This is a genomic window from Streptomyces sp. NPDC088197 (genome assembly GCF_044741185.1).
In the GTDB taxonomy this organism is placed as follows: Bacteria; Actinomycetota; Actinomycetes; order Streptomycetales; family Streptomycetaceae; genus Actinacidiphila.
The window spans coordinates 200,444-218,127 of record NZ_JBIUSD010000010.1; the positions used below are offsets into that span (position 1 = coordinate 200,444).

19 protein-coding genes are annotated in these 17,684 nt (G+C 72.9%); 9 read left to right on the forward strand and 10 right to left on the reverse strand.

Annotated elements, in window-relative coordinates; genetic code table 11:
* Positions 1 to 103 precede the first annotated feature (103 nt).
* Together ACIOC1_RS24090 and ACIOC1_RS24095 are read right to left on the reverse strand one after the other, a co-directional pair.
* Entirely contained in the window at positions 104 to 295 is a 192-nt protein-coding gene (locus ACIOC1_RS24090) for a hypothetical protein (protein ID WP_188283824.1), read from the reverse strand.
* Positions 296 to 364: 69 nt separating this feature from the next.
* Positions 365 to 2,287, reverse strand: a complete 1,923-nt coding sequence (locus tag ACIOC1_RS24095) for an acyclic terpene utilization AtuA family protein (RefSeq protein WP_391048475.1) — start codon at positions 2,285 to 2,287, stop codon at positions 365 to 367.
* Positions 2,288 to 2,413: 126 nt separating this feature from the next.
* Between ACIOC1_RS24095 and ACIOC1_RS24100 the strand changes: the two genes are divergently transcribed.
* On the forward strand, positions 2,414 to 2,956 hold the full coding sequence (locus ACIOC1_RS24100) for an NUDIX hydrolase (RefSeq protein ID WP_401313571.1): 543 nt from the start codon (positions 2,414 to 2,416) through the stop codon (positions 2,954 to 2,956).
* A gap of 12 nt (positions 2,957 to 2,968) precedes the next feature.
* Here ACIOC1_RS24100 and ACIOC1_RS24105 read toward each other — a convergent pair whose 3' ends face one another.
* Positions 2,969 to 3,301, reverse strand: a complete 333-nt coding sequence (locus tag ACIOC1_RS24105; protein ID WP_401313569.1) for a hypothetical protein — start codon at positions 3,299 to 3,301, stop codon at positions 2,969 to 2,971.
* Positions 3,302 to 3,330: 29 nt separating this feature from the next.
* Here ACIOC1_RS24105 and ACIOC1_RS24110 point away from each other — a divergent pair, with 29 nt between their 5' ends.
* From ACIOC1_RS24110 to ACIOC1_RS24125, 4 genes are read left to right on the forward strand one after another with little or no spacing between them, the layout of a single operon-like run.
* Entirely contained in the window at positions 3,331 to 4,491 is a 1,161-nt protein-coding gene (locus tag ACIOC1_RS24110; RefSeq protein WP_401856321.1) for a hypothetical protein, read from the forward strand.
* On the forward strand, positions 4,478 to 4,615 hold the full coding sequence (locus ACIOC1_RS24115) for a hypothetical protein (RefSeq protein ID WP_355333343.1): 138 nt from the start codon (positions 4,478 to 4,480) through the stop codon (positions 4,613 to 4,615). The genes ACIOC1_RS24110 and ACIOC1_RS24115 overlap by 14 nt, the downstream gene beginning before the upstream one ends.
* A gap of 41 nt (positions 4,616 to 4,656) precedes the next feature.
* Positions 4,657 to 5,085 (forward strand): YidH family protein, encoded by a 429-nt coding sequence (locus ACIOC1_RS24120; protein ID WP_401856322.1) that lies wholly within the window; start codon positions 4,657 to 4,659, stop codon positions 5,083 to 5,085.
* Positions 5,082 to 5,441 (forward strand): DUF202 domain-containing protein, encoded by a 360-nt coding sequence (locus ACIOC1_RS24125; RefSeq protein ID WP_401313565.1) that lies wholly within the window; start codon positions 5,082 to 5,084, stop codon positions 5,439 to 5,441. Before ACIOC1_RS24120 ends, ACIOC1_RS24125 begins: the two co-directional genes overlap by 4 nt.
* Positions 5,442 to 5,518: 77 nt before the next feature.
* Here ACIOC1_RS24125 and ACIOC1_RS24130 read toward each other — a convergent pair whose 3' ends face one another.
* Positions 5,519 to 6,403, reverse strand: coding sequence for a hypothetical protein (locus tag ACIOC1_RS24130; RefSeq protein WP_401856323.1), 885 nt, complete (start codon positions 6,401 to 6,403; stop codon positions 5,519 to 5,521).
* A gap of 44 nt (positions 6,404 to 6,447) precedes the next feature.
* Positions 6,448 to 7,167 (reverse strand): FadR/GntR family transcriptional regulator, encoded by a 720-nt coding sequence (locus ACIOC1_RS24135; protein WP_401313563.1) that lies wholly within the window; start codon positions 7,165 to 7,167, stop codon positions 6,448 to 6,450.
* 114 nt (positions 7,168 to 7,281) lie between these two features.
* Here ACIOC1_RS24135 and ACIOC1_RS24140 point away from each other — a divergent pair, with 114 nt between their 5' ends.
* Positions 7,282 to 7,800 carry a gluconokinase gene (locus tag ACIOC1_RS24140; protein WP_355333353.1) on the forward strand — a complete coding sequence of 173 codons (519 nt, stop codon included), beginning with the start codon at positions 7,282 to 7,284 and terminating at the stop codon, positions 7,798 to 7,800.
* A gap of 75 nt (positions 7,801 to 7,875) precedes the next feature.
* Positions 7,876 to 9,270: a gluconate:H+ symporter gene (locus ACIOC1_RS24145; RefSeq protein WP_391048487.1), complete on the forward strand. Its 1,395-nt coding sequence runs from the start codon at positions 7,876 to 7,878 to the stop codon at positions 9,268 to 9,270.
* Positions 9,271 to 9,334: 64 nt separating this feature from the next.
* Here the strand turns inward: ACIOC1_RS24145 and ACIOC1_RS24150 are convergent, their stop codons facing one another.
* Positions 9,335 to 10,642 carry a glucarate dehydratase family protein gene (locus ACIOC1_RS24150; protein ID WP_355333359.1) on the reverse strand — a complete coding sequence of 436 codons (1,308 nt, stop codon included), beginning with the start codon at positions 10,640 to 10,642 and terminating at the stop codon, positions 9,335 to 9,337.
* A 175-nt stretch (positions 10,643 to 10,817) separates the two neighbouring features.
* On the opposite strand from ACIOC1_RS24150, the gene ACIOC1_RS24155 reads away from it, so the two are divergent.
* Positions 10,818 to 11,897: a phosphotransferase gene (locus ACIOC1_RS24155; RefSeq protein ID WP_391161260.1), complete on the forward strand. Its 1,080-nt coding sequence runs from the start codon at positions 10,818 to 10,820 to the stop codon at positions 11,895 to 11,897.
* A 6-nt stretch (positions 11,898 to 11,903) separates the two neighbouring features.
* Positions 11,904 to 13,124: an acyl-CoA dehydrogenase family protein gene (locus ACIOC1_RS24160; RefSeq protein ID WP_355333364.1), complete on the forward strand. Its 1,221-nt coding sequence runs from the start codon at positions 11,904 to 11,906 to the stop codon at positions 13,122 to 13,124.
* 108 nt (positions 13,125 to 13,232) lie between these two features.
* On the opposite strand, the gene ACIOC1_RS24165 is transcribed toward ACIOC1_RS24160, so the two are convergent.
* From ACIOC1_RS24165 to ACIOC1_RS24180, 4 genes are all read right to left on the reverse strand, one after another.
* Entirely contained in the window at positions 13,233 to 14,216 is a 984-nt protein-coding gene (locus ACIOC1_RS24165) for a zinc-binding dehydrogenase (protein WP_391161262.1), read from the reverse strand.
* Between the two features lie 18 nt (positions 14,217 to 14,234).
* The gene (locus ACIOC1_RS24170) at positions 14,235 to 14,858 is read right to left on the reverse strand and encodes a TetR/AcrR family transcriptional regulator (protein WP_355333369.1); all 624 of its coding nucleotides are present in this window, start codon (positions 14,856 to 14,858) and stop codon (positions 14,235 to 14,237) included.
* A 112-nt stretch (positions 14,859 to 14,970) separates the two neighbouring features.
* Complete coding sequence (locus tag ACIOC1_RS24175) at positions 14,971 to 16,635, reverse strand: AMP-binding protein (RefSeq protein WP_401313553.1); 1,665 nt, start codon at positions 16,633 to 16,635, stop codon at positions 14,971 to 14,973.
* Positions 16,632 to 17,510, reverse strand: coding sequence for an SDR family oxidoreductase (locus tag ACIOC1_RS24180; protein ID WP_401856357.1), 879 nt, complete (start codon positions 17,508 to 17,510; stop codon positions 16,632 to 16,634). Before ACIOC1_RS24180 ends, ACIOC1_RS24175 begins: the two co-directional genes overlap by 4 nt.
* Positions 17,511 to 17,684 lie beyond the last annotated feature (174 nt).

Consider the following 17,684-nt stretch of genomic DNA (forward strand, 5'->3'; position numbering starts at 1 on the left):
GCGCGACCGCCCGAAGCGAGGAGGGGACCGGGCGGTCGCGCGGGTCAGGGGGTCCGTCGGCCCCGGGCGGCAGGAATCCGGAGGCCAGGGGCCGGGCGGGCGGTTACCGGGCGGGCGGCGCGGAGTGGGCGGGGTGGATGCCGTGCACGAGGTCGCGGGCCTCGCTGACGTACATCTCCCGGTCGCCGAGCGTCAGGCCGGGGAAGTAGTCCTTGAGCCTGGTCACGACCTGCTGCTCCGACTCGTGGCACTCACGCAGCAGAAAGATCGCCTTGCGCAGGATGTCGCCGTCCATGGGGACCGCCCTTCACTACCCCCGCGGGCCCGTCGCCCTCGGACGATTCCCATCATGACTCCACGAATGTCACCTCTTGGGCAACGGCGTGTACTGGCTCTGCAAAAGATCCACCAGCTTTTCCGGCACGTCCGCGAGGCATCCCCGAAGCCGCTCCCCCAGCGCCTTGGCCTGCGGATCGGCCCTGGTGGAAGCGGCGACGCCGTCGCCGAGCAGCCCGTGCACGACGAAGTTCACCGCGCGCAGATTCGGCAGTTCCCAGCGGCTCACCGGCAGCGTCGCGGTCTCCGGCAGCAGGGCCCGCAGCCGGGGTACGTCCAGATACGCGCGCAGCCACGCGTACCCCTCGTCGTCCCGCGCCCACAGCCCGACGTTCGCGTCGCCGCCCTTGTCCCCCGAGCGCGCCCCGACGACGGTCCCGAGCGGCAGCCGTACCGTCCGGCCGAAGGGCTCGGGCGGCCCGGTCCGCGCCTGGCGCGGCGCGGGTCCGGTGACCGGCGACACCAGCGGCGGCGGTACGGGGCCGGAGTCGGGCACCGGACCCGGCCGTCCCTCGCGGAGGTCGGTGGCGCCGTGCGGCGGGCGCGGTACGGGCAGCCGGGTGCCGTCGGCGAGCACGGTCACGGCGGTGACCTCGTCGGCGGCCACCAGCGCGGGCCAGTACACGCCGTACTCGGTGGGGCGCGGCGAGGCGTGCTCCAGGTAGAGCCCGGGGTAGCCGGCCAGCGCGGAGCCCGCGACGTCGGTGAAGAAGCCGCGGCCGACGGTGTCGAGGTCCGGGTCCTTGACGGTGAGCGTCAACCGGTCGGCCTCGCCGCCGTGTTCGCGCCGCAGGTCGTACCCGGCGAAGCGGCCCGGCCCGCCGGTCGCGTCGCGCAGGGTGGCCTCGGCGAAGTCCGCCTTCGCGTCGAGGTCGAGGCCGGTGAGCACGAAGGTCGCGGAATTGCGGTAGCCGCCGCGGTGGTTGAGGCAGACCTTGAGGGTGTCGGGCGCGGGCTCGCCCGCGACCGGGCCGACGGAGACCCGGTCGGGGCCCTGCTGGATGAGCCGGACGGTGTCGAAGCGGGCCACGACGTCGGTGTTGAGGTAGCCGGGTCCGCCGATCTCGTACAGGAGTTGGGCGGTGACGGTGCCGATGGTGACGGCGCCGCCGGTGCCGGGGTGCTTGGTGATGACGCTGGAGCCGTCGGCGTGGATCTCGGCGATCGGGAAGCCGGGGTGCACCGGGTCGGGGATCTCGGTGAAGAAGGAGTAGTTGCCGCCGGTGGCCTGGGTGCCGCACTCGATGATGTGGCCCGCGGTGACGGCGCCCGCCAGCCGGTCCCAGTCGTCGAGCGCCCACTCGAAGGCCCAGGCGGCGGGCCCGACGACCAGCGAGGCGTCGGTGACCCGGCCGCAGATCACCACGTCGGCGCCGCCGCGCAGCGCCTGCGCGATGCCCCAGCCGCCGAGGTAGGCGTTGGCGGTGACCGGCTCGACGCCGGAGCCCGCCAGCGGGCGGCCGGTGGCCAGGTGCGCGAAGTCGTGGCCGCGGGACTGGAGTTCGGGCAGCCGGTCCAGCAGGTCGTCGCCCTCGACGTACGCCACGGACGGGTGCAGGCCGCCGACCGCGGCCAACTCGGCGAGCTTGGCGGCCAGTCCCGCCGGGTTGAGGCCGCCCGCGTTGACGACGATCTTGATGCCGCGCTCCAGGCAGGTGCCGAGCACCTCGCGCATCTGGGCGAGGAAGGAGACCGCGTAGCCGCCGTCCGGGTCGCGCTGCCGCGCCTTCCACAGCAGCAGCATGGTCAGTTCGGCCAGGTAGTCGCCGGTGAGGACGTCGATGGGGCCGCCCTCGACCATCTCGCGGGCGGCCGACAGCCGGTCACCGTAGTAGCCGGAGCAGTTCGCGATCCGCAGCGGCGCCCCGCGCTCCCGCTGCGCCCGCGGTGCCCGCCGGTCCTGTCGCGTCTGGGGCGCCTGCGGTACCCGGGGCGCCTGGTGTGCCGTCATCCCACACTCCCGTCACTCCCCCGTCTCACCGAACCGGGACGATCATCTTGCCGGTGTCCGCGCCGCGCAAGACCACCAGGGGGCGCGCCCGGGGCGGGTCCGGCGGCCGGTGGTTGAATCGGCTCCATGAACGAGCCCACACCGCGACCCCCGCTGTCCGCCGACGAGATCATCGACATCGTGGACGAGCACGACCGGGTCGTCGGCAGGGCGCCGCGCGGCGAGGCGTACGCCAAGGGCCTGCGGCACCGCTGCGTCTTCATCCTGGCCAGGGACGCCGAGGACCGGATCTTCGTGCACCGCCGCACCGCGGAGAAGCTGGTCTTCCCCTCCCTCTACGACATGTTCGTCGGCGGTGTCGTCGGCGCGGGCGAGTCCTACGAGGAGGCGGCGCTGCGCGAGGCGGAGGAGGAACTGGGGGTGAGCGGACTGCCGCGCCCCGAGCCGCTGTTCCGATTCCTCTACGAGGACGGGCCGCGGACGTGGTGGTCGTCGGTCTACCAGGTGCGGTGCACACTGCCGGTCGCCCCGCAGGCCGAGGAGGTGGCCTGGCACACCTTCCTCACCGAGGAGGAGCTGGCCGCCAGGCTCACCGAGTGGGAGTGGGTGCCGGACGGCCTCGACGGCTACCGCAGGCTGCTCGAATGGCGTGCGACGCACGGGAGTTGACCGCCCGGCGGCTCAACCGGCCACCAGGAGACCGGCGATGACCGAGGCGCAGTTGGCGGCGACCGAGGACGCGTACGGCAACGGGCCCCGCAGCCGCAGCAGTCGGCCGAGCAGCAGACCCTCCACGAGGCAGACCGCGCTCTCGGCGACGGCGAAGGCGGGCCAGTACGCGGCGCCGTGCGTCTGCCGCAGGAACCACCACAGCGGCGGGTGCGTCACACAGTTGACCATGACGGCCGCGAGAGCGGTCCGCGTCGGTCGGACGGCGGACGCCGCGGTGACCGCCGCGACGTAGCAGGGCACCTCGACGAGCAGGGTGAGGGCGAGGGCCAGCGGATACGGCACGGGCGGATCGTGCCACGGGGAGGGGACGAGTGGCCAGCGCGGTGGGGGCGCCCCTGGCGGGCGATACGGGCACGGCCGATACGGGACGCGCGGGGCGTACGCTGCCGGTCGCCGGTTTCGTCCTGGCGGCGGCGGTGGCGCTCGCCGTCTCGCTGCGGCTGCCCGCGGGCACAGCCGTGGTGGGCCTCGCGGTCTTCGGCATTCTGCACAATGTGCTCGAACTGCGGTACGTGACCGGCCGGTTCGAAGGCGTCCTGCACGGCCCGTTCCTGCGGCTGCTGGGCGCGCTCATCACCGGCATCGTCGTGTGCCGCCTGCTGCCGCCGTCCTCCGCCACCCGTACCGCCGAGATCCTGCTCGCGTACGTGCTGCTCGCCGCGGCCTGCGTGCACGCGCTGCGGACCAGGCCCGTACCGCTGGCCGCCTCCTGCGCCCTGCTGGCGGGCGCCGCCATGGCGTCGCTGGCCTTCCCCGCCTACCACTTCGTGGTGCTGGCCCATCTGCACAATGTGGTGCCGCTGCTCTTCTTGTGGGAGTGGTCGCGCGCCATGCCGCGCGGCCGTGCCGCCTTCCGTGCGGTGCAGTGCGGGTGGGTGCTGGTGATCCCCGCGCTGCTGCTGTCCGGCGCCCTCGACGGTCTGCTCGGCGCGGGCTCGGGCTGGACGGACCGGCTGGCGCTGTCGTACACCCCGCCCGCCTGGCAGCACACGCACGCCGGGCTGCGCTTCGTCGCGGTCTTCGCCTTCCTCCAGACCATGCATTACGTGGTGTGGGTGTGGTTCATGCCGCGGTACGCGCCGGACGCGACCGAGGCGTTCGAGCGGCGCGCGCCCGTGCTGCGCGGTGTGCGGGCCTGGGCGCTGGGGCTCGGCGGGGCGGCGGCCCTGTCGGTGCTGTTCGTCAGCGACTACACGCGGGGCAGGTCGCTGTACGCGGCGGTGGCCAGCTACCACGCGTATCTGGAGTTCCCGGTGCTGCTGATGCTGGTGCTGGGGCTCGGGGAGCGGGGCCGGGCGGCCGGGGCGGACCTGACCGGGACGAGGCCGACCGGGACGAGGCCGACCGGGACGAGCGCGACCGAAGAGGGGCCGCCCGAGAAGAGCCCGCCCGCAATGGGCGTGCCCGAAGAGAGCGCGACCGACGCGCGTGCGACCGACGGAAGGAAGGAGTCCTCCGATGCTGCTCGCTGACGTCGCGCCGCCGCAGGACGGTGGCGGCGGCTCCGCAGGCCATGTGGTGATCGCCGTGGTCGGCGTGGTGCTGCTGGCCGCGGTGCTCGCCGTGATCATCGCGGCGGTCTCCCGCCGGAAGTGACCGCCCGCGCCCGCTTCCGACCTGGTCGTTAGTGTGGACGCGTGAGCGCTTTCGCCCAGGAGCTGCCCGCGCGGCTGCGTGCCGCGCGGGATTCCGTACGTCTGTGGTTCGCCCCCGCCCACGTGCGGGACGAGGGCACGACCCCCGACTACCGCTTCTCGCTGGCCAACGAGCGGACCTTCCTCGCCTGGATCCGCACCGCGCTCGCCCTGATCGGCGGCGGTTTCGCCGTCGACCAGTTCCTCACCGACCACCTCGCGCACTGGGTACGGGTCTCGCTGGCGCTCGTCCTGCTGGCCGGTGGCGTCGCCTGCACGCTGCGCGCGGTCAACCACTGGGCCCGCTGCGAACGCGCCATGCGCCGCGGCGCCGACCTGCCCGTCTCCCGCTTCCCCGCGCTGCTCGCGGTCGCCATCGCGGTGATCGCCGTCGCGATGGTGTGCGTGGTGCTCTTCGGCTGGGCCGGATGAGCCACGACCGCCAGGACGGCGGGCCGCCGGGAGTCGGCGGCCGACCCGGTGACGACCGGGATCCGGGGCTCCAGCCGGAGCGAACGCGGCTGGCGTGGCGGCGTACGACGCTGTCCTGCGCGGTGACGGCCGTGCTGGCCGGGCGGCAGGTGCTGCACCACGAGGGCGGGGCGCTCCCCGCGGTGGCCATCGGTCTGACGGCGCTCGCGTTCCTGGCCTTCCTCCGGCTGGCGCACCGCAGGATTCAGCAGCTCGGCGGCGCGCCGCACCCGGCGGTGATGGCGCCGGGCGCCGCCGTCGCGGTGGTGGGCTGCACGGTGGCGCTCGCGGTGTTCGGCGCGGCGCTGGTGTGGTGACGCGCGCCCAGCTGTGGTGACGCGCGCCCTCGTGTGGTGAAGCGCCCAGCTGTGGTGAGGCGCGCCCGCCGCGCCCCTCAGCGTCGTCGCAGCACGCTCACCAGCGCCCGGACCTCCCGGTCGGCGAAGCCCGGCTCGCCCGCGACGGTCCGCACGAGTCCGTCCCGCACGGTACGGCTTCGGCCGGCCTCCACCAGCGCCAGCGACTCGGCCAGCGCCTGCGGGAGCGCCTGGTGGTACCAGGGTGTGTCCGCGTCCTCGTCGAACCAGCGGCTCGGCGGAAAGGTGCCGTTGAGCTTGGGCTGCGCATTGCCGTACCAGCCCCATTCGGGCCAGGGCAGCGACACGTTGACCACGTGTCCGGCGGGCAGCGTCCGCACCCAGCGGGCGGAATCGGGCGACTGCTGCCAGCGGTCGGCGTTCGGGCCGCTCTTGCCGCGGGGCGTCACCCCGACGTAGCGCAGCTTGCGGCGGATCACCGGCCAGGGTTCGCGGCTCTCGGCGATCCACGCGGCCAGTTCACGGTGGAGCGCGTCGAAGGTGGAGCCGCTGTGGACCACGTCGACCACGGCCAGCGGGCGCTTGCGGCGGGCCAGGGCGCGCGGTTCGAGGCCCGCCGCGGCCAGGTGCTCGCGCAAGCGCTCCCGCTGGGGCTGCCCGAGGCGGGCGGACCGGCGGATCGACAGGGGGAGCCGCAGGAGTCCGCCAGGGCGGTCCGCGTGTTCCAGCGCGCCGGTGAGCAGGTCGTACATGCTGTCCAGCGAGCGGCCGACGAAGCGGAGGTCGGCGGCGCGGGAGCGGGCCAGCACCTTGCCCGTGCACTGTGTGAGCGCCGGAAGGTGCCACAGCCGTACGGGTTCCGAGCCGTCCGCGAGCGTGCCGAGGCGGTCCGGCGGGCGGCCCTCGTACGAGGACAGCGCCCAGCGGAAGGGCTGCGGCGGGGCGGGTTGACGAGCGGTCACGCGTATTAGTGCAGCACTGCCGGGCCGTGCGGGTAAACGGATTTTCAGGGCGCCAGGATGTCCAGCTCGTGCAGGGCGCCCACGCAGATCTCGCGCATCAGGTCCTCGGCGGCGGCGGCTTCGCGGGAGCGGATCGCCTCGGCGACGCGGACGTGGAGGGTGACGGCGGCGGGGTCGGGCTCGGCGAACATCACATGGTGTTCGGTGCGGCCGGTGAGGACTTCGGCGACGACGTCCCCGAGGCGGGCGAACATCTCGTTGCCCGAGGCGTCGAGGACGACGCGGTGGAAGGCGACGTCGTGCACGAGGTACGCGTCGAGGTCGGCGGCGCGGGCGGCGGCGGCCATCTCGGCGGCCAGCACGGTGAGTTCGCGGCACTGGGCGGGACCGGCGGCGGTCGCGGCGAGCCCCGCGGCGACCGGTTCGACGGCGGTGCGCAAGGTGGTGAGGGAGCGCAGTTGGCGGGGGCGGTCGGCGCCGGCCAGGCGCCAGCGGATGACGGCCGGGTCGAAGACGTTCCACTCCTCGCTGCGCAGCACGGTGACGCCGACGCGGCGGCGGGACTCCACGAGGTGCATCGCCTCCAGCACCCGGACCGCCTCGCGGACGACGGTGCGCGAGACGCCGTAGCGCGATTCCAGTTCGTCGATGCGCAGAACCGTCCCCGGCGGGTAGTCGCCCGAGGCGATGGCGGGGCCGAGTTCGGCCAGAACACGGGCGTGCAGACCCCCGGCGTCGTCCCGCGGTGCTTCCTGCTGAGGCATGAGGACAGCTTATGCGGCAGCACAGTCATGTGACTTTTACATCACAGACTCTTGAATAAGTAGTACCTATGGCGTTGAGTGTCCCCGACCGCTTGCACAAGGAGGTTCGAGCGCATGACCAGCTCCCCGCGCCCACCGCACTCCCCCGTCGTCGTCGTGATGGGGGTCTCCGGTTCGGGCAAGTCGACCGTCGGCGGCCTGCTGGCGGATCGGCTGGGCGTCCCGTACGCCGAGGCCGACGACTTCCACCCGGCGGCCAACATCGCCAAGATGTCGGCCGGTCATCCGTTGGACGACGCCGACCGGGCGCCGTGGCTGGACGCCATCGGCGCGTGGATCGCGCAACGCGAGGGCAAGGGCGGGGTGGTGAGCTGTTCCGCCCTGCGCCGCCGCTACCGCGACCACCTGCGTCAGAGCGCGCCCGACCTGTTCTTCCTGCACCTGGACGGGTCCCCGGAGCTGATCGCCTCCCGGCTGGCCGCGCGGATGCAGCACTTCATGCCGTCCGAGTTGCTGCGCTCGCAGTTCGCGACGCTGGAGCCGCTGGAGCCGGACGAGGCGGGCGCGGTCGTGACGATCGAGGGCGGCCCGCGGGAGATCGCGGACCGCGCGCTCGCCGCCGTACCCCGCTGACGTCGCAGGACTGACCCGCCCCACCCGTTCGAACCCCCTCCCCCCTGTCCCCGTCCTTCCCCCCTGGAGTCCTCCGTGTCCGCACTCAGCGTGGAGCTGCTGGCCGCCGATCCGTCCCCGATCACCGACGCGGGCAACACCCGCCTGGCACTGGCCGCCCTGGCCGGTATCGCCGTCATCGTGCTGCTGATCACCCGCTGGAAGGTGCACGCCTTCCTCGCCCTGACCATCGGCTCCGGTGTGCTCGGCTCCGTCGCGGGCGCGCCGCTGGCCAAGACGATCACCAGTTTCTCGACCGGCCTCGGCTCGACCGTGGCGAGCGTCGGCACCCTGATCGCGCTCGGCGCGATACTGGGCAAACTGCTCGCGGACTCCGGCGGCGCGGACCAGATCGTCGACACGATCCTGGCCCGTACCAGCGAGAAACGGCTGCCGTGGGCGATGGCCCTGATCGCGGGTCTGGTCGGCCTGCCGCTCTTCTTCGAGATCGGCATCGTGATCCTCATCCCGGTGGTGCTGCTGGTCGCCAAGCGCAGCGGCCAGTCGCTGATCCGGCTGGGCATCCCGGCGCTGGCCGGTCTGTCGGTGATGCACGGTCTGGTGCCGCCGCACCCCGGCCCGCTGGCCGCGATCGGCGCCATCCACGCCGACATGGGCATCACGCTCGCGCTCGGCGTGCTGGTCGCGATACCCACGCTCGCCATCGCGGGTCCGCTCTTCGGCCGGGTGGCCGCGGGCTGGGTGGACGTGACGCCGCCGGAGCGGATGACGCCCGCGCGCGCCTCCGACGACCTGGAGCGGCGGCCGAGCTTCGCCGCGACGACCTGCACGATGCTGCTGCCGGTGGTGCTGATGCTCGCCAAGGCCCTGGTCGACGTGATCGTGGACGACCAGAGCAGCCTGACGTACCGGATCTTCGACGTCATCGGCACGCCGCTGGTGGCGCTGCTCGCCGCGGTGATCGTGGCGATGTTCACCCTCGGGCGAGCCGCGGGCTTCAGCAAGGACCGCATCTCCTCGACCGTGGACGCCTCGCTCGGCCCGATCGCGGGCATCCTGCTGATCGTCGGCGCGGGCGGCGGCTTCAAGCAGACCCTGATCGACTGCGGGGTCGGTCAGATGATCCTCGACTGGTCCAAGAGCTGGCACATCTCGGCGCTGCTGCTCGCCTGGCTGATCGCGGTGCTGATCCGGGTCGCGACCGGTTCCGCGACGGTGGCGATCATCTCGGCCGCCGGTCTCGTCGCGCCGCTCGCCGAGGGCATGTCGTCCTCGCACACCGCGCTGCTGGTGCTGTCGGTGGGCGCCGGTTCGCTGTTCTTCTCGCACGTCAACGACGCCGGATTCTGGCTGGTGAAGGAGTACTTCGGGATGGACGTCCCGCAGACCCTCAAGACCTGGTCGGTGATGGAGACGGTGATCTCGGTGGTGGCGCTGGGCTTCGTCATGCTGCTGTCGCTGGTGCTGTGAGGCGCTGACATCGTGAGGTGTGTGGGGCGGCGGGCCGTACGGTCCGCCGCCCCACACGCGTGTGTCACCAGCGCGGCACGGGCGGCGTCCGCCAGTCCGGGTCCGCCTTGCGCATCGCGGCGGCGTCGTCGCGGTCGCGCATGGCCCCGTCGTCGTCGAGCCAGCGCTGGTGCAGCGCCTTGAGCGCGTCCTGGTCGAGTTCGACGCCGAGGCCGGGGAGGTCGCTGACGGCGAGACGGCCGTCCTCGAAGACATGGCGGCGGGTGATGACGTCCTCGGTCTGCCACGGGTAGTGCGAGTCGCAGGCGTAGTCGAGGTTGGGCACGGTGGCCGCGACATGGGTCATGGCGGCGAGGCTGATGCCGAGGTGGGTGTTGGAGTGCATGGACAGGCCCACGCCGAACGTCCGGCAGATCGCGGCGAGTTGCTGCGTGTTGCGCAGACCGCCCCAGTAGTGGTGGTCGGAGAGCACCACCTGGACGGCGCCGCGCGTGAAGGCGTCCTGGATCTCGGCGAAGGTCGTCACGCACATGTTGGTCGCCAGCGGCACGGAGGTGCCGCTGGCGACCCGGGCCATGCGGTCGGTGGTGCTGGCCGGGTCCTCCAGGTACTCCAGCACCTCGCCCAGCTCGCGGGCCACGTACAGCGAGGTCTCCACCGACCAGGCGCCGTTGGGGTCGAGGCGCAGCGGCCGGCCGGGGAAGGCGGCGGCCAGGGCGCGTACGGCGGCGATCTCCTCGTCGGGCGGGAAGACACCGCCCTTGAGCTTGAAGGAGCCGAAGCCGTACGTGTCGGCGAAGCGGCGGGCCTGGGCGACGACGCCTTCCGGGTCGAGGGCGGGACCCCAGTCGTCGGCCTCGCCCTGCCCCTCGGGGTGGGCGGCGAGCCGGTAGAAGAGGTAGGCGCTGTAGTCGACGGCGTCGCGGACCTTGCCGCCGAGCAGCGCGTGCACCGGCAGGCCGAGGTGCTTGCCGAGGGCGTCGAGGCAGGCCACCTCGAAGCCGGAGATGACCGACAGCCGCAGCTTGTCGGCGGTCTGCACACCGCGCAGCCCGCCGACGTCGACGGAGTCGGAGACGTCGGCGGGGTCGCCGCAGACCTCTTCCGCGAGGGTGAACAGCCCGTTCAGATCGCTGACCGTGTGGCCGGGCAGCGCGCGGGCCAGGGGCGCGGCGAGGTCGAGATAGCGGGTGTCGCCGTAGGTCTCGCCCACCCCGGCCGTACCGTCGGCGGTGACGACCTCGATGATGAGGCGGGGCGTGTAGGGCTGGTGGACACCCTGGGTGTTGAGCAGCGGCGGATCGGCGATGAGGATGGGGGTCAGCCGCACCTCGGTGATCACGAGTCCGGCGGAGCGATCTGCTGTCTGCATATGTGAATTACGTTCACCCATAAGTCCAGAGCGTAGGTGCGGTGACCACGGCCGTCAATGCGGCCTCCCAAGCGCGGACGTGACGGACGGGACGCGACGGGGAGAGCGAAGAGCTGGACGACATACCGACTGGTCGGTACGATTTCTGAAGCCACGACGGTGACGAGGAGACGGCATGAGCGATACCGACAACCCCCCGGGTCTCGATCTGGGCCGGCTGCGCGCCCATCTCGACCGGGAGCGGCCGGGGCTGGTCGGCGGCGGCCTGCGCGGCAAGCTCATCGAGGGCGGCCGGTCCAACCTCACGTACTGGGTCACCGACGGCGGCACCGAATGGGTCGTCCGCAGGCCGCCGCTCGGGCACGTCCTGGCCACCGCGCACGACATGACGCGCGAGCACCGGGTGATCAGCGCGCTCGCCGCCACCCCGGTGCCGGTGCCCGGCACGGTGCTGCTGTGCGAGGACGGCGAGGTGATCGGCGCCCCGTTCTACGTCATGGAATTCGTCGAGGGCACCCCCTTCCGCACCGAGAGCCAGCTCAGGGAGCTGGGCGCTGAGCGGACCCGCGAGGTCGTGCTCGCGCTGGTCGACACGCTGGTCGACCTGCACGCGGTGGACCCGGCGGCGGTCGGCCTCGGCGACTTCGGCCGCCCCGAGGGCTATCTGGAACGGCAGTTGCGCCGCTGGGGCAAGCAGCTCGACGCCTCCCGCAGCCGTGAACTGCCCGGCATCGACGCGCTGCACGCCGCGCTCGGCGCGGCCCTGCCCGACTCCCCCGGCGGCGCCGTCATCCACGGCGACTACAAGCTGGACAACGTCCTGGTGGACACCGCCGACCGGCTCACCGCCGTCCTGGACTGGGAGATGTCCACCCTCGGCGACCCGCTCACCGACCTCGGGCTGCTGCTGGTCTACAGCGAGCCGCAGATCGCCTCCGACTTCCCCATCCAGGCGGCGGGCGGCGCGCCCGGCCACCCCTCGGAGGCGGAACTCCTCCAGCGGTACGCCGAGCGGTCCGGCCGCGACGTGTCGACCGTCGACTGGTACACGGCCTTCGCCTGCTACAAGCTCGCCGTCATCTCCGAGGGCATCCACTACCGCTACACCCTCGGGCAGACGATCGGCGCCGGATTCGACCGGATCGGCGGCATCGTCCCCCACTTCGTCGAACGCGGCCTCGACCGGCTCCGGCGGCACGCCGAGCGGCAGGGCCGGCCGCGCCCCTCGCAGGACTCCCCCCGGAAGGAAGGCTGAGCAGCCATGGAATTCGCCTTCGACACCCGTACCGAGGAGCTGCGGTCGCGGCTGACCGCGTTCCTCGACGAGCACGTCTACCCCGCCGAGCCGGTCTTCGCCGAGCAGCGCGCCGAGGCCACGGGGGACGACCGGTGGACCGCGCCGCCCGTGGTGGAGGACCTCAAGGCCGAGGCCAGGCGGCAGGGCCTGTGGAATCTCTTCCTGCCCGGCGAGCACGGCGCGGGACTGACCAATCTCCAGTACGCGCCGCTCGCCGAACTCACCGGCCGCAGCCCCCACTTGGCCCCGCCCGCCCTCAACTGCGCCGCTCCCGACACCGGCAACATGGAAGTCCTCAGCGAATTCGGCACCCCCGCCCAGCGCAAGGAGTGGCTGGAGCCGCTGCTCGCCGGGGAGATCAGGTCCGCCTTCGCGATGACCGAGCCGGACGTCGCCTCCTCCGACGCCACCAACATCGAGACGCGGATCGTACGGGACGGCGACTCGTACGTGATCAACGGCCGCAAGTGGTACATCTCCGGGGCGATGAACCCCAAGTGCGCGGTCTTCATCGTCATGGGCAAGACCGACCCGGACGCCGAACGGCACCGCCAGCAGAGCCAGATCCTCGTGCCGCGCGACGCCCCCGGCATCGAAGTACGGCGCGGCATGCGGGTGTTCGGCTTCGACGACGGCGACCACGGCGGTCACGCCGAGATCGTCTTCCACGACGTGCGCGTGCCCGCCGGGAATCTGATCGGCGAGGAGGGCGGCGGCTTCGCCATCGCCCAGGCCCGGCTCGGCCCCGGCCGCATCCACCACTGCATGCGGCTGATCGGCATGGCCGAGCGCGCGCTTGAACTCATGTGCCGCCGCGCCGCCTCCCGTGTCGCCTTCGGCAAGCCGCTCGCCGCCCAGGGCGTGGTCCAGGAGTGGATCGCCGAAGCCCGCGTCGAGATCGAGCAGTTGCGGCTTCTCGTCCTCAAGACGGCCTGGCTCATGGACACCGTCGGCAACCAGGGCGCCCACACCGAGATCCAGTCCATCAAGATCGCCACCCCCGTCGCCGTCCAGCGCATCGTCGACCGCGCCATCCAGGTCCACGGCGCCGGCGGCGTCAGCCAGGACTTCCCCCTGTCCCAACTCTTCGCCGCCGCCCGTAGCCTGCGGCTCGCGGACGGACCCGACGAGGTCCACAAGCGCTCGCTCGCCCGCCGCGAGCTGAAGAAGTACCTGACCCCGTAAGGGGACCGCGCCCGCGCTGGGCGATACGCCGGTGTCTTGAGCGGCCCACCGCGGAGGGGTACCTCCGCGGTGGGCGGCGCGCCGGTCTTTTCAGGGGCGCTGAGGGCGTTACGGCTGGACGACCAGCCGGCCGATCGTCGTGCCGTCCGCGACGCGTTGAACGGCCTCGGCGGCGCCGTCGAAAGCCACCCGCTCGCTCACGAGGGGGCGGACGGCCCCGGAAGCCGCCAGCTCGCAGAGCGCCTCGTGGGCCTGGCGGACCGCCACCGGATCGTGGGTGTTGTAGAGCCCCCAGTGGAGACCGAGGATGGCGTAGTTCTTGACGAGGGCGTGGCTGAGCGCGGGCGCGGGGACGGTGCCGCCGGCGAAGCCGACGACGACGATGCGCCCTTCGAAGGCGACGCACTTGGTGGACTTGGTGTAGGAGTCGCCGCCGACGGGGTCGAAGACGACGTTGGCACCGCGTCCGGCGGTCGCTTCCTTGACGACCGCGACGAAGTCCTCCGCGTGCCGGTCCACGACGATGTCGGCGCCGAGCTCACGGGCGGCCTTGGCCTTGTCGGGGCCGCCGACGACACCGATGACGGTGGCGCCCGCGGCCTTGCCGAGCTGGACGGCGGCGCTGCCGACACCGCCCGCGGCGGCGTGCACGAGCAGCGTCTCGCCGGGCCTGAGGGCGGCGCGGCGGTGCAGGGCGAACCAGCCGGTCTGGTAGCCGATGTGGAGGGCGGCGGCCTCGGCGTCGTCCAGGGCCTCGGGCGCGGGCAGCACCCCGGCGGCGGGGACGACGGCGTATTCGGCGAAGGCGCCGCGCGGCAGGGCGGCGGGCGTGATGACGCGGGCGCCGGTGTCCAGGTCCGTGACCCCTTCACCGACGGCGACGACCTCGCCGCAGAATTCCACGCCGGGCGTGAACGGCAGCGGCGGCCGGATCTGGTAGGTGCCCCGGCAGAGCATCGCGTCGGGGAAGTTGACCCCGGCGGCGCGTACCCGCAGCAGCACCTCGCCGGGACCCGGCTCGGGGGTGGGGACCTCGTCGAGGCGCATCGCCTCGCGCGGCTCGCCGTTCTCGTGCACGCGCCATGCCTTCACGTCAAAGCTCCCAGCGGGTCAGTGCCGCCGCACCGAGTGCAGCAGCAGGTCGGAGAATTCGGTGGCGACCTGCTCGGCGGAGAGCGGGCCCTCCGCGTGGTACCAGGTGCCGAGGTGGTGCACGGAGCCGAAGAAGAAGTCGACCACGAGGTCGGGCCGCAGGTCGGCGCGGAAGTGGCCGCCGCGCTGGCCCTCCTCGATCAGGGAGCGGAACTTCTCGTGGTAGCGGCGGCGCTCGGCACGTACCGCCTTCTGCTTCTCCGGGGCGAGCTGGTGGATGGAGCGGAAGAAGATCTTGGTGTCGTCCAGGTTCTGGATGCTGGTGACGACGACATCGGCGGCGGCCTCGGCGAGCCGGTCGGGCACGGCGGTGTCGCGGGCGGCGATGGCGTCGAGACGTTCGGTCTGGAGCCGCAGCACCCGGCCGTAGATCTCGTGCAGCAGATCGTCCTTGGAGCCGAAGTAGTGGTAGAGCGCGCCCTTGGTGACTCCGGCGGCCTCCACGATCTCCTGGACGGAGGTGCGGTCGTAGCCGCGCTCGGCGAAGAGCCGGGTGGCCTCGGCGAGCAGCCGCTCGGGTACCGCGGCGGTGCCGCCCTCGCCGGAGCCGCCGCTGCCGCCGCCCGTCGCATTGCGTGCCATGGCCTGACCTCTTTCCGTACCCACGTGCCCACGTATCCCCGTACCGACCTGCCGGTGAACCGATGTGGCGCCGTACCGACAAAGCGACGCGCGTTCCGGCCGGTAGGGAACCCTATCCGGCCCGGACCTTGAGTTCGCGCCGGAGGATCTTCCCGGTGGCCGTCTTGGGGAGGTCGCCGAGCACCTCGACCTCGCGCGGGTATTTGAAGGCGGCGAGCCGGTCCTTGCAGTAGGCGACGATCTCCTCGGGTCCCGCGGTGGCGCCGGGCCGCAGGCTGACGTACGCCTTGACGCTCTCGCCGCGGTAGGCGTCGGGGACGCCGACGACGGCCGCCTCGCGGACCGCGGGGTGGGTGTAGAGGACGTCCTCGACCTCGCGCGGCCAGACCTTGAAGCCGGACGCGTTGATCATGTCCTTCTTGCGGTCGACGACATAGAGCCAGCCGTCCTCGTCCATGAAGCCGATGTCGCCGGTCAGCAGCTCGCCGCCGGGCAGGGCCGCCGCGGACTCCTCCGGCCGGTTCCAGTAGCCCGGTACGACCATCGGTCCGGTGACGGCGATCTCACCGGATTCGCCGAAGGGCACCTCGGCGCCCGTGTCGTCCAGGATCCGGACCATCGTGCCGGGACCCGGAACGCCGACGGCGAGGGTGCCGGACGCGGGGTCGACGGGGGCCTCGGTGCCGGGCGGGACGCTGGCGCAGGGGGCCGTGCACTCGGTGAGGCCGTAGCCGTTGGCGAGGTAGAGGCCGCCGGAGCGGGCGCGGAAGCCCTCCACCACGGCGGGCGGCAGCGGCGCGCCGCCCGAGGAGATCAGCCGGAAGGACGCGAAGTCCGCGGCGTCGGCGTCGGGCCTGGCCAGCAGCGCCATGAAGGCGGTGGACGGGCCGACGGTGTACGTCGGGCGGTGCTCGCGGAAGGCGTCGAGCACCACGCCCGGCTCGAAGCGGTACGCGAGGACGACGGTGTGTCCGCCCGCCAGCCCCGCCGACAACTGGCAGACCATGCCGGTGATGTGGAAGAGCGGCGCGAGCGCGAAGATGACGGCGTCGTCGGCGAAGCCCTGGACGCGTACCTGCCGGTGGGCGTTGAAGGAGATGTTGCCGTGTGTGTTGAGCGCCCCCTTGGGCTTGCCGCTGGTGCCCGAGGTGTAGCTGATCAGCGCGATGTCGCGGGCGGCGGGCAGGGGGACGTCGGGGCGCGGTCCGGCCGCGGCGCGGGCGGCGGTGAGGACGTCGTCCGCGCCCTCACCGGCCTGCGCGGGCGGCCGTTCCCCGGTCAGTACGCGGCTGTCGTCGCGCGTCTGGAGGTCGAATTCGCTGGCGGTCAGCGCGATGCGGACCGGCGAGTCGACGACGGTGGCGCGGACGTATCCCTGCCAGGCGCGCTCCGAGCAGAGGATCGCGGCGGCCCCGGCGTCGGTCAGGATGTGCGCCAACTCGCCCTGCTTGTACATGGGGTTGACCGGGATGACGGTGCCGCCCGCCTTCCACGCGGCGAGCAGGCCGACGACGAACTGCGGCACATTTTGCAGCATGACCGCGAGGCGGTCGCCGGGGGCGAAGCCGCGCGCGGCCAGATGCCGGGCCAACCCGTCGGAGAGGGCGTCGAGTTCGCGGTAGCTCAGCGCGCCGTCGAAGTAGGCGAGCGCGCGGTGGTCGGGTATCCGCGCGGCGACGTCGAGGAAGGTGTGCAGGACGGACGGCGGGTGCTCGACGTCCTCGCGCTGCTCGTCGGTGAAGTGCTTGAGCCAGGGCTGGTCGGCGTAGGTGGTCATGCCGGTTCCCCTTCCCGCGCGGGGGCGTTGGCGGATTCCGTGGTCTGCCCGGCTCGCCCTGTGTCCTCGGCTTTCCCGGCCTTCCCCGCGCCCTCGGCCCGTCCAGCTTCCTTCGCCCGCAACTCCTCGTAGGTGCGCTGGAGTTTGTTCATGCCGCGGAGCCAGCGGTCGGGTTCCGCGGCGCGGGCCGCGTAATAACCGGCGACCTCGGGGTGCGGCAGGATCAGGAAGCGGTCGGCCGCGATGCCGTCGAGCACCGCCTGGGCGACGTCCTCGGGCTCGATGGCGTTCGGCGCGAGCACGAGGTCGCCCGCGACCCCGGTGGAGCGGAGCATCGCGGTGCGCACGCCCTGCGGGCACACCGCGTGCACGTGGACGCCGCGGTGCCGGTAGGTGAGCGAGAGCCATTCGGCGAAGGCGAGCGCGCCGTGCTTGGTGACCGAGTACGGGGCCGCGCCGATCATCGTCAGCAGTCCGGCGGCCGAGACGGTGGACACGAAGCGCCCCTGTCCGCGCTCCAGCCATTCGGGGAGCAGCGCGCGGGCGGCGCGGACATGGCTCATGACGTTGACGTCCCAGGCCAGCTCCCAGGCGGCGTCGTCCGCCTCGGGGCCGCCGCCGGTGCCGACCCCGGCGTTGGCGCAGAAGATGTCGACGCCGCCGCCGAGCGCGGTGCGGGCGGCGGGCACGATGCCGGAGGCGTCGCCGGGGACGACGGCCGCGCCGATCTCGTCGGCGACCGCGCGGGCGGCGTCGGCGTCCAGGTCGTTCACCACGACCCGGGCGCCCTCGGCGGCGAATCTGCGGGCGAGGGCGGCTCCGATGCCGCCGCCCGCCCCGGTGACGACCACCCGGGCGCCGCGCACTGCTTCCACGACCACGATCGTGTCTCCTTCGACTCGACTCGGCTCCTTCGCATACTAAGCGGTCGGTCACACAATCCGGTAGTGCCGGGCCGGGCGCCGGGGGCGGACCCCGGACGCCGGGGCCTGGGGTCCGCCCGCGCGCCATGTACGTAGCCGGTGCCGCCGCGTACGTAGCCGGTGCGT